The 10649-nt window shown below is 50.9% G+C and carries 10 protein-coding genes; 8 read left to right on the top strand and 2 right to left on the bottom strand.

All coding sequences use genetic code 11. The features are described 5' to 3' along the window. Window positions 1–724 (bottom strand): hypothetical protein (locus ACOJWD_RS00615; RefSeq protein ID WP_486991279.1); only part of this gene is annotated, 724 nt, incomplete at its 3' end. A gap of 102 nt (window positions 725–826) precedes the next feature. On the opposite strand from ACOJWD_RS00615, the gene ACOJWD_RS00610 reads away from it, so the two are divergent. The 7 genes from ACOJWD_RS00610 (at window position 827) to ACOJWD_RS00580 (ending at window position 8852) form a co-directional block, all read left to right on the top strand. Further along, complete coding sequence (locus ACOJWD_RS00610) at window positions 827–1828, top strand: 2-hydroxyacid dehydrogenase (RefSeq protein WP_486991278.1); 1002 nt, start codon at window positions 827–829, stop codon at window positions 1826–1828. A gap of 195 nt (window positions 1829–2023) precedes the next feature. Next, window positions 2024–3271 carry an MFS transporter gene (locus ACOJWD_RS00605; protein WP_486991277.1) on the top strand — a complete coding sequence of 416 codons (1248 nt, stop codon included), beginning with the start codon at window positions 2024–2026 and terminating at the stop codon, window positions 3269–3271. Between the two features lie 21 nt (window positions 3272–3292). After that, window positions 3293–4324, top strand: a complete 1032-nt coding sequence (locus ACOJWD_RS00600) for a DUF2891 family protein (RefSeq protein ID WP_486991276.1) — start codon at window positions 3293–3295, stop codon at window positions 4322–4324. A gap of 59 nt (window positions 4325–4383) precedes the next feature. Beyond that, complete coding sequence (locus ACOJWD_RS00595) at window positions 4384–4782, top strand: VOC family protein (protein WP_486991275.1); 399 nt, start codon at window positions 4384–4386, stop codon at window positions 4780–4782. Between the two features lie 143 nt (window positions 4783–4925). After that, on the top strand, window positions 4926–5342 hold the full coding sequence (locus tag ACOJWD_RS00590; protein ID WP_486991274.1) for a MarR family winged helix-turn-helix transcriptional regulator: 417 nt from the start codon (window positions 4926–4928) through the stop codon (window positions 5340–5342). 21 nt (window positions 5343–5363) lie between these two features. Beyond that, window positions 5364–6914 (top strand): murein biosynthesis integral membrane protein MurJ, encoded by a 1551-nt coding sequence (murJ, locus tag ACOJWD_RS00585; RefSeq protein WP_486991273.1) that lies wholly within the window; start codon window positions 5364–5366, stop codon window positions 6912–6914. Between the two features lie 36 nt (window positions 6915–6950). Further along, window positions 6951–8852 carry an FUSC family protein gene (locus ACOJWD_RS00580; RefSeq protein ID WP_486991272.1) on the top strand — a complete coding sequence of 634 codons (1902 nt, stop codon included), beginning with the start codon at window positions 6951–6953 and terminating at the stop codon, window positions 8850–8852. Between the two features lie 272 nt (window positions 8853–9124). Here ACOJWD_RS00580 and ACOJWD_RS00575 read toward each other — a convergent pair whose 3' ends face one another. Next, window positions 9125–9445: a cyclic-di-AMP receptor gene (locus tag ACOJWD_RS00575; RefSeq protein ID WP_486991271.1), complete on the bottom strand. Its 321-nt coding sequence runs from the start codon at window positions 9443–9445 to the stop codon at window positions 9125–9127. Between the two features lie 515 nt (window positions 9446–9960). On the opposite strand from ACOJWD_RS00575, the gene ACOJWD_RS00570 reads away from it, so the two are divergent. Beyond that, on the top strand, window positions 9961–10649 hold a 689-nt coding region (locus ACOJWD_RS00570; protein ID WP_486991270.1), incomplete at its 3' end, for a transglycosylase domain-containing protein.

The following is a 10649-nucleotide window of genomic DNA, read 5'->3' as shown; positions in this document are numbered from 1 at the left end:
TAGAGGTGCCAGTGGCCCAAGTCGAATAAAAGTGAATGGCGTTCGGAATGATTCCATGGCCGACTCCAGCAATATGTGTCATCAATTGGCTATGAATGGCCACCGTTTGTTGAGCCAGCGTGCTCTTAGCAGACACGGGCAGGATTCCATCCACATCAGCCATCACCGCGAGGGGATTGTTGCTCTCATATTGCAGCGCTACCTCTCCCGCCGTCGTCAAAAGCGACGCCACTTCTGTTCCGCTAACCGCTGCATTTTCCGGGATCCGCGCGCTATTCGGCAAACTGATGCTGCCAGAAGCCGGCGTACCCGACGGTGGGTGAACCCCTGCCGACGCTAACGACGACGGCAAAGGTGTGGTTCCCGTCGCAATCCGCAGGGTCTGCAAGGATATTCCGCCAGGATGGCGTCCCTTGACCGATATTTTATGAAACCGATACAAAAGCCACTTAGCGGCAGCGGTTTCATACTGATAATCTACCGTTGAAATCTGAGAAAATACTGGACCGTTGACAGCTTTTGATGAATATTGGATTGTTGCCGGATTAGGTGGCGCTTTGGGTCTGTCGGCTGCCGGAAGAGCTCCCTTGTCGATTGTCGTTGACGTGCCACGGTATCCCGCCAAGGCATGTAATAAGAGTCCCAATGATGCAATTATCGCTAGAATCCCTAGCGCCCACTGCATATAAATACGTCCCCGAGAGGGCGATCGACCTGATGACATTCAATTACCTCCTGAAACCAATTCCTCTAGATGGTACACTATTTCGAGGGAATTCGATATCCTGAAGGGCGTTATTGATGTCATGTTGTCGGAGGTCTCACCATGGCTAAGCCAGTCATTGTCGTCACACGATCTATCCATGAAGACGCGATCGCCCGTCTCCAAGAAATAGGCATTGTCCGCGTATTTCGCGAGCCGCACCCGATGCCTTACGAGACATTACTTCGCTGGCTATCGGACGCGAACGCGTGCTTGAGTATGCTCACCGACTCATTGGACCGCAACTTACTGGCCCATGTCTTCCAGTTAAAAATTATCGCCACTATGGCTGTTGGCTATAACAACATTGACATTGAAGCTGCGAGGGAAAAGAACATCATGGTGACGAACACGCCCGATGTATTAACCGATGCCACAGCAGACCTCACCATGGCTCTCATTCTTGTCCTGATGCGTCGCATCATTTCGTCCCAACAAGCTCTACTTGACGGTCGCTGGGGCGCATGGGATCCTCAGGGATTCTTAGGAGATGACCTCAAAGAGAAGACCCTCGGCATCGTCGGACTAGGCCGTATTGGTGTCGCTGTGGCAAGACGTGCCCAAGCCTTCGGCATGCCGGTGATTGCCCTAGCTCGAAAAGATTCTTCTGGGATGCAAGATGACATTCGCAGAGTCCCTCGAGAGCAGTTCTTATCTCAAGCGGACGTCGTTTCTCTCCATGTCCCGCTGAATAGTGATACCTATCATATGATCGATAAAAATTGGCTCAGTTCGATGCAGTCCGGATCCTATTTGATTAATACCGCTCGCGGAGCCATTGTTGATGAATTGGCCCTCAAACACGCACTGGACTCCGGGCATCTTAAGGGGGCCGCATTAGACGTCTTTGAACAAGAACCCCAGGATTCCTCACACATCCTCGCGGCGCATCCTGCTGTCGTGGCCACACCGCATATTGGGTCGGCCACACACCAAACACGCCGTGCTATGGCCATGCGGGCGGCGGAAAATATTATCATGGCCTTGTCCGATGAAGAGCCCCGTGACCTGTTGACGCCGTCCCGTGTAAAAAAGAACTGCCCCCCTGATAGGTATGTAGAGTAATGAAAGGTATGTAGAGTAATGAAAGGTATGTAGAGTAATGAAAGGTAAATACCCTATCAAATTTTAGAGATAGCCAATATTTTATTGGCATTGCCGCTAGCTGTTGTCGAATTTTGACCGCGTTTCAAGAAGGATTTCCCCTCCCCCCTCACGAACACAAAGTTAATCTGTCTCCCGGAAGAAGGAACTGTCATCGTGAGTGAGCCAGTAGGTGATAGAGAAAATCAAGAACGATATAATCTTAAAATTAATGCTTGGAATGGGGTATTAAAAGGTGCAGGAGGGCAGCTTGTCAATCCCTTTTTGGGCATTAATGCCATTCGCTTAGGAGCGCCCAATATCGATCTTGGCATTATCTCTGCTATCCCCTACATGGCAGGCGGATTTGCCGCCCTATTAAGTCCATGGCTTGTTCACCAACGCAACTTAAAGCGCACCACGGTATGGCTATTTTTAGTGGCACGAATCAGTATTTTAGCATTTGCTATTATTGACGGCATTCCACACCTCACTCACCCGGCTCTGTGGTTTATGATTGCCATTATTTGGAGCAATCTCCCAGGGGCATTGGCCACTCTCTCATGGCAATCGATGACCACCTCATTATTTACCGGACACATGCGGAGTACCGCGGTGATGTGGCGGCAATGGGGCATGAGCGGCATCGGAGTTATCGCGGTATTATTGGCGGGATGGGCTATCGACCGCAATCCCGGAACTCATAGCTACATTACCCTGTACGCTTTGGGTGCACTGCTTGGTTTAGCCGAAGTGGCGATATATCAACGATTTCGACCGCTTGCCGAACCTCTTGATACCCCGCATACTTCGTGGCGCCACGCATTGCCGATTATTCGAAAACAGCACCACCTCCGTAAGTTCATTGGTGCCAGCGGATTTTTTTATTTTGGCTGGCTCATGCTATGGCCCGCCTCATTGCGATACCAAGTCAGCATTGCCCATGCCAGCAACGGATGGATGGCCATTTACACCGCCATCAATGCTATTTTCACTCTGGCTGCCTTACCCATCTGGCGTCGCCTCAACTATCGCCGCCAAACCTACCGCCTCTTGCCTTGGGCCTCTGCCCTGATGGCACTGACCCCCGCGATTTACCTCTTGCACCCCTCGCTCGCGGGAATCATTGTGGCCAACATCACCGGAGGATTAGCTGGCGCGGGATTTAATCTTCTCATCAATGTACGCCTCATGGAGGTGGTGCCTGAGAATCTACGAACCATGGCGGTCGGCGCCAACACGATGGTTACCGGCATCGTAGGCAGTCTCGGCGCACTCGCTGCGGTGGCCTTAATCCATTGGGGATCGCTCATGATTGCATTTTTAGCCGCCACCCTACTCCGCATTCTTGGTGGAGGACTCTTTGTCTGGTCAGCTGGCCCCGATCAAACAGCAACGACGCCATCGGCCACGCTGAACCAATAACCTGTCAAGGAGACTTTCCTCATGCCGCGACTCATCGAAACCTATGCAAACACCTGGATGGCGCTTGCGCTATCAAACCTTAACCAGGAATTCCCCAACGCATCCCTGATCGTTGCGGAGGGCGGTGACGACCGGGTATTGATGCCGAGCACCCTACACCCAGCTTTTTATGGCAGCTACGACTTTCACTCCGCCATTGAAATGCAATGGCTTATCGTCACCCTTTTACGCGAAATACCTTCAATACCCCTGCAAACAGAGGCACGAACATTGCTCTCTCAGCGGCTTAATCCGACAAACATCGCTCACGAAGTGCGATTCTTTGAAACGCCGCCCTATCGCGCTTGGGAACGTCCTTACGGTTGGGGTTGGCTGTTTCAGTTAGCCGATGCGCTAGCCAGCTGGGATGACCCAAATGGTCATGCATGGTTGTCTGCCCTGACGCCACTCATCACCCTCTTTACCGAACGTCTCATCGAATGGCTCACCCATGCTCCGTATGCCATACGTCATGGTCTACATAACAATTCCGCCTTTAGCCTCGATCTTCTCTGGTCGTGGGCACATCGCATGTCCCCTGACCTTGAAAGTGAGATAATCCGGGCGATGAATCGATGGTACCTGCTCGACACCCAATCGACTTACGGTACGGAACCGAGCGGAACCGATTTCCTCTCTCCTGCACTTAGTGAGGCGGCACTCATGACTCACTACCTGTGCCCTGATAACTTCGCCATCTGGTTAGACCACTTTCTTGACAGCACGCAATGGCGCTCGCTTGCGAGCACCATTCCCCTGCCCAATCCCTTCGATGCTCACGAGAGTCATCTCTATGGCCTGCAGTTAAGCCGCTCCTACCATCTTTTCACTATTGCTGGTCATTTGTGGGACACTCATCCCTATCGAGAGTGGATACTTACACGGGCCCAGATCCTACTCCACGAGGCTTTACCGTATTCTCTCGGGGCAGATTATCTTCTGGACCATTGGATACCAGCTTTTGCCTTGCGGGCAGCGCTAGCCGCTGAATCGGTCGTCGATCTGTGTCCCTAGATCGCCAACATGTCCTATAATCAAGGTATGGTAACGCCCAAAGCATAGGAGGTAACATTGTGCGAGATATTGATAATGCCTTTCATTTAGCCATTCCTGCCCGCGATTTAGACGAAGCGATGGATTTTTATGTCACCAAACTCGGCTGTAAATTGGCGAGACGCTATGCCGACCGCATCACCCTGGACTTTTTTGGTGATCAAGTGGTATGTCATCTTTCAGACAAAATAGATCCTCATCCGCACATGTATCCGCGGCATTTTGGCATTACCTTCAAACACAAACAAGATTTTGACCGACTGTTACATCTCGCTCAAAAACGCGAAATTCCCTTTTTTCATGAACCAAGCCGCCGCTTTCCTGATCTGGTCGAAGAGCACTGGACCTTTCTATTAATCGACCCATCGAATAACCTCCTCGAATTTAAATATTATTTGGATCCCCGCATGATGTATTAGCCGTTGCATTCCGCCTGCACGGTGATCATCATCTCCTCTTAGGCATCTGGACATCTCCCGACCATTGTTCAGATGCCGCTTTCAACTCAGACCATTTACATAAGTCACTTGATATTTAATCTATTTAATATTATGATGCGCCCATGGACAATGACATGCGTCTTGAAGAAATTTCAGAGGGTTTCTGGCAGGTGTGGCGTAAGTGGTCAGAAACAGCGCGCCAGTCCGTCGCACTAAGTCCAGAACAATACTGGATTCTCAGGACACTAGCTCGCAATGGCGCTCACACCGTGTCGGCCCTAGCTAGCATGCGTGGCGTGACTCCTTCCGCCATGACGATTGCTACACGACGGATGGAAGATAGTGGATGGATTACGCGCACCCGTCCCGCCACCAATCAGCGGCAGGTGATGATCGCATTATCGGAAGATGGGCATCTCTTATGGAAGAAAATGCAAACCGTTCGTCGAACTGCCTTGCAAGAAATGCTTCAAGGTCTTACCAAGGAGGAGCAAGACACATTACGCTATCTCTTAAAAAAGATGTATCCGTCGATCTAAATCGCTGCTAGGGGGAATACCATGCCGACGCGCCGCCTGAGTCGTTCCACTGCAGCCATATTCGCACTGACGTTGCTAAGCCGCCTTACCGGTTTTTTCCGTACCATGGTGCTCGCGGTGCTCTTCGGCACATCCATGTCGGCTGACGCCTGGGTGATGGCTTCGGCCCTTCCCAATTTACTCTTTGGAGCGGCTAACCAAGCTGTCACATCGACCACCGTTCCAATTGCCTCAAAAATTCAGTCCGATAGTTCTTCCAACCAATATCAAAGTTTTATCAATCAAGTATGGACCCTGTTGCTCTTGGGTTCTTGCACAATGGTCATCTTAGGAGAGGTCCTAGCCCCTATCATTATTTCGCTTTTAGCCCCGGGATTTCACGGGAATGAACGCGCTCTCACGATTCGTATGACCCGCATCATGATTCCCAGCATGATTTTTTGGGGAGCCAGTGGATTTCTTTCTGGTATTTTGCAATCTCGGGAAAATTTCTATGGAATGACTTTGTCACCATTAGTGCTGAATCTCGTCCAAATTTTAGGTATTGTACTCTTATCGCGTTGGTTGGGCATTTCGGGAGCAGCCTGGGGATTCACTTTAGCGGTCGCCTCGCAATTGTTGCTACTCATTCCACTCATGCGCCGCCAGGGATTTTCTCCCCACTTCACCCATAGTTTTCATCACCCTCAGTTGCGGCCCATGTGGCAGTTGATGTGGCCCTCCATGCTGGTCAGTTCAACCAGCAACATTGAACTCATTACGGACCGAATTTTAGCGTCTTCCATGGCGACAGGAAGCATTTCTGCCATGAATTTTGCCTATACAATGAGTATGGTCCCACTAGGACTGGTGATTGCCCCACTCACGACGCCCATCTATACCCGATTAACCCGATATTACGCGGAAAGGGACCGGACCCGATTTGGGTCGATGGCGATCATGGGCTTAAGATGGATTCTCTTAATTGTTGTTCCGGTGACATTATTGCTACTGGTCCTCAATGTTCCTATTTTACGTGCACTCTATGAACATGGCCGCTTCACGCGTTCATCTCTGGAATTGACATCTCATCTCTTACTGTGCTTTCTTATCGCCTTACCGGCCATCGCTATTTCCACGTATTTGCAGCAACTATACTATGCAAGACAAGATACCAAGCGCCCCGCTCGCTATAGCCTCTTTGCCGTCATGGTAAACATCATTGGAAATCTCACGCTCACCCGCTACATTGGCATCTATGGATTAGTGCTGTCGAGCGCCATTGCATCTTGGATCAACGTCATTCTTTTAGCCCGCACATTTCACCTACGTCAACACTTTGAAACGCAAAGCCATTTTCTTACGCCCTTGGTTCTAGCATCGGGAGCCATGGCTCTGGCATTGATGGGTCTATCCCGTCTTCTTCACATGAACCATCTCTATGGGCTCCCTGCTCTCATCAGCAGTACGCTCATGGTCACTGTGCTCTCCCTAGCGGTTTATATAAGCATCCTATGGCTTTCCCATGTACCGGAGGTGCTCATGGTGCAACGTCGCCTGCGGAAAATTGCCCATAAGCTGGTATTGTTGTAGTCTCTACACCAAGAGACACTGCGAGGATGATACCGCTTGCGCACAAAGAACACATTCCTATCGACCCTTGTCACTTCTTTGTGGCAATTCAACCATCAGGAATGGCGGATTCAGGACGGGATTCGAAGCGCCATCGGCGTCGCCCTTCCCCTCTTGGGAGGCATTCTACTACAACATGCTCTAATTGGGGTTTCGATGGCTGTCGGGGCCCTGGTGGGTGGCTTTAGTGTCTTGAAAGGCACCCAAAGGCGTCGCCTGCGCATGTTTTCACTCAGCGCTTTCTGGTTGGGCGTTGCCACATTCGTTGGAGCCTATACGGGAAATCATTTGGCAATCAACGTAGTGGTGGTCATGGTCAGTGGATTTATCGCTGGAATTGCAGTATCCGCCGGCCTAGACACCATGCAACTAGGAATTTTTAGCACCACAGCTCTAGTGGTATTTAGCGGTTTCCCGGCATCTCTAGTCCCTAGTATCGAGGACGGACTCGCCGTGTTGGCCGGCGCTCTATTACAAGGCCTACTGTACATTCTCTTTGAGATCATCCACCCCTCTATTCCTGAAGAGGCGCGGGCCATCGTGCGACTAATACAAAGTATTGCACACTATAGCCTCACTCCTGATGGACGAAATAGTCTCGTGGTAGCGCGAAATTTTCTCGAAGCAGAAGAGGCCCTCAACGATTCCCGTCTTCCCGCCCATGATTGGTCCCGCTATCGCGCCCTGGTAGATATCATTGAAGCCATTCGTAGTGACATCCTGGCTGTACTGAGTGACCTCCCGCAGGAAGGACCTGCGGTTGCTGCACAGTTAGAGTACCTCGCACAGTATTTGCTCGATGGTTCGGAGGCTCTTAGGCCAGCGCACGCATGGCCACCTCATCCTCGATTGCCAACGCTGGTTGAACGCCTTCAGTGGGCTTACCATACGGCAACGATCCCGATCGTCCCGAACCCGTTTAAAAATCCTCCACTTCACCGCCACTTAGTGCTACCGCGAATGCGTGCCAATTTAACCCCATCCTCGATGGCCTTTCGTCATGGGCTACGTCTCGCCGTGACACTTGCTGTTGCCGTTCTGCTCTATCATCTCATTCCGTTAACACGCGGGTATTGGGTGCCGCTTACGGTCCTGGTTATCTTACGCCCCGACTTTCAGGCTACTGTCACGCGGGGACTACTACGCATTTTTGGCACTCTAGTGGGAATTATGCTCTCTACGGGTCTCTTGGCGGTCGCCTATCCGCATGCCAGTCTTGGGGTTGGCCTCCTATTGGTCATGATTTTCGCTGTGGCTCTCTATTCCACCATTAACGTGAACTATGGACTCTTTTCGATCTTTGTGACCGCCGAAGTCATGGTCCTGCTCTCCTTCTTCGAAAAAGCGCCCCCATTGGCTACCATGTCTGACCGCTTATTGAATACACTAATTGGCGGTGTTCTTGCTCTTTTAGCGTACCGCCTCTGGCCCACCTGGCAACATTATCAGCTTCGCCCGCAATTACGTGCATGGGTCCATGATCTACGAGAATACCTTATCGCTATTACCGAGGCCCCCTATGCCGTCACTCCTATTCGAAAGAAACTGCGTATCGATAGGACCAATCTTGCGGTCACAATGACCGAAAGCGGTTCAGAACCTCACCCGTCTTTTAACCTGCATACGCTTGAGCAGTTCGTGATGACGCTCACGCACCTCACAGAAATTCTATTGACGTTAGAATGGGAGGTGAAGGACACGCCCGCCGCAGTATGGGACGAAATGCGGGAAGCGTCCTCCGGCTGGTCGACCCGTCTGTCGGTATTGGAATCGCACTTAGAATCGAACGGGACGCGCTTTGAAGCTGAGGATGGGCACCCGATGACCCGTCACTTTAGAGGGCTTGAAACCGACTTAATTCAACTAGAAGAACTTCTTCCCCAATTGGAGCACCGATGACGGTAGGCAGGAAGGGTCCTCTTACCAGGGACAACCGCACTGTGACTCGGTAATCCCGTAAAGAGCCATCGCCCTTGTGATGCCCCAACCCCGATCTCTTATTTCCGTGAGTTTTCACGAACATGGCTTACTGGGCTTAGCGATTCGAGAGAATAATGTCGCGTCTTAGATTGTGCCATCTTGACCGCCAACGGCCACGTCTCTTCCTATCAACGTGGCCGCTAAGCTCTTCAAATTTTGTCTACTCCCACAGCAACCGACAAATTACTAAGCTACAATCGAAATTGCTCCGCATTCATCACAAAAATTGTGGCTCCTCCAATTTGCACGTGCACTGGCGCCACATAGGCATCAGGATGCAATGCACCCGCTCCTGGCTTGTGTAGGGCTTCTCGTTCATGACAATGTCGTTTGATGACGTCGAGAATACTGTCGACCGCGTCATCTTCGGCTCCAATCAAAAACGTGGTGTTCCCTTGGCTCAAAAATCCTCCCATGGTATTTAATCGCGTATGGGCAATCTTTAACTTTCGGAATGCCTCCGTCAGGTTATTTCGATCTGCATTTTGAATTATCGCAACAATGACCTTCATGAGGTGATCCTCCTTTGGTGTTACCATCCTACTACGAATTCAACGACATCCTCCAGTGGCTCATCGTCCGCCAAGCCTAAAACGACCAATCGACACACCTTACTTGATCCGGCATTTATCATAAGGATTATTAGGTGCATTGAGAAAGGATAGCTTATGGGGAAACGTACACAACCGCTTATGCTCCTCAGAGTTCTAAACAATGTAGCCCTTTAAGCCCCGTCCTTGTGGTAGAAGAAATACTACAACAAGATAGGAATGATGTCGAGGGAACGGTCAGTCCTTCCTCACCCATGTGACTCGTCCTGGTTGGTCGGGATTGGACGCGGTGCATTTACCTGTCCGCATGATATAGTAAACACTTGGGCGTGGGTTGCCCGATAATCTTTGACCATGGCCTAGGGAATGGGAATAAAAAAATCCATCCCGTTACGAAGATTTACTTAAAGACGCGACAATCCGTCCGAATGACGTCTAGTGGTCGTAGCCAAAATGATGCGATCGGAGGTAGACCAGTGCAATGTCCGCGGTGCCACTTTGACAACTTGCCGCACTCCAAATATTGTCGGCGATGCGGGTTTGAATTAGCGACAGCGCCAGTGAAGGGACGCATTACGAAGGCATGGGACAAGATGCGACGGATGGGGAAGTCGTCCCTCTCCTATGCGCCTCACCGCAAACTGCACTGGCGCCGACTCATCGCGACGGTGGCCATACTGGCCGCGGTAATTTTGCTGAGTTTCGCGGGCTATAAAGTCACACAAGCCCTCAGTTCTCTTCCCTCACTGTCCACATTAGTGAATCTGTCTACCGCAGGCCAGGATTCCGTCATTTATGACCGATTTAACAAACCCGTGGCATATCTCCACTTAGATATCAATCGGATCGATGTCCCGCTAAGTGCCATCTCCCCCAACATGCGCAATGCACTTGTTGCGATCGAAGACCACAATTTTTGGATTGATGACGGCCTTAATCTTCGGTCGATTGGCCGAGCGGCCATTCACGATGTCCTTCACCAAGGGGGCTTACAAGGCGCCAGCACTATCACGGAACAACTGGCGAAAATGCTTTATCTGCATGATAATCGTTCTATCACCTATAAACTTCAGGAAATCGCGCTGGGGCTCGAGTTGTCACGCCGGTACTCCAAATCACAAATTCTCGACATGTATCTGAACGAAGTCTATTTGGGGCAAGGGGC

It is taken from the genome of Sulfobacillus sp. TH-112, assembly GCF_057473405.1.
The sequence above is the reverse complement of the archived record's forward strand: the minus strand, read 5'-3'. Positions and strand labels throughout refer to the sequence as shown.

Coding starts and splice junctions, on each gene's coding strand:
- ACOJWD_RS00610 (WP_486991278.1), top strand. CDS start 827: ATGGCTAAGCCAGTCATTGTCGTCACACGATCTATCCATGAAGACGCG.
- ACOJWD_RS00600 (WP_486991276.1), top strand. CDS start 3,293: ATGCCGCGACTCATCGAAACCTATGCAAACACCTGGATGGCGCTTGCG.
- ACOJWD_RS00590 (WP_486991274.1), top strand. CDS start 4,926: ATGGACAATGACATGCGTCTTGAAGAAATTTCAGAGGGTTTCTGGCAG.
- murJ (WP_486991273.1), top strand. CDS start 5,364: ATGCCGACGCGCCGCCTGAGTCGTTCCACTGCAGCCATATTCGCACTG.
- ACOJWD_RS00575 (WP_486991271.1), bottom strand. CDS start 9,445: ATGAAGGTCATTGTTGCGATAATTCAAAATGCAGATCGAAATAACCTG.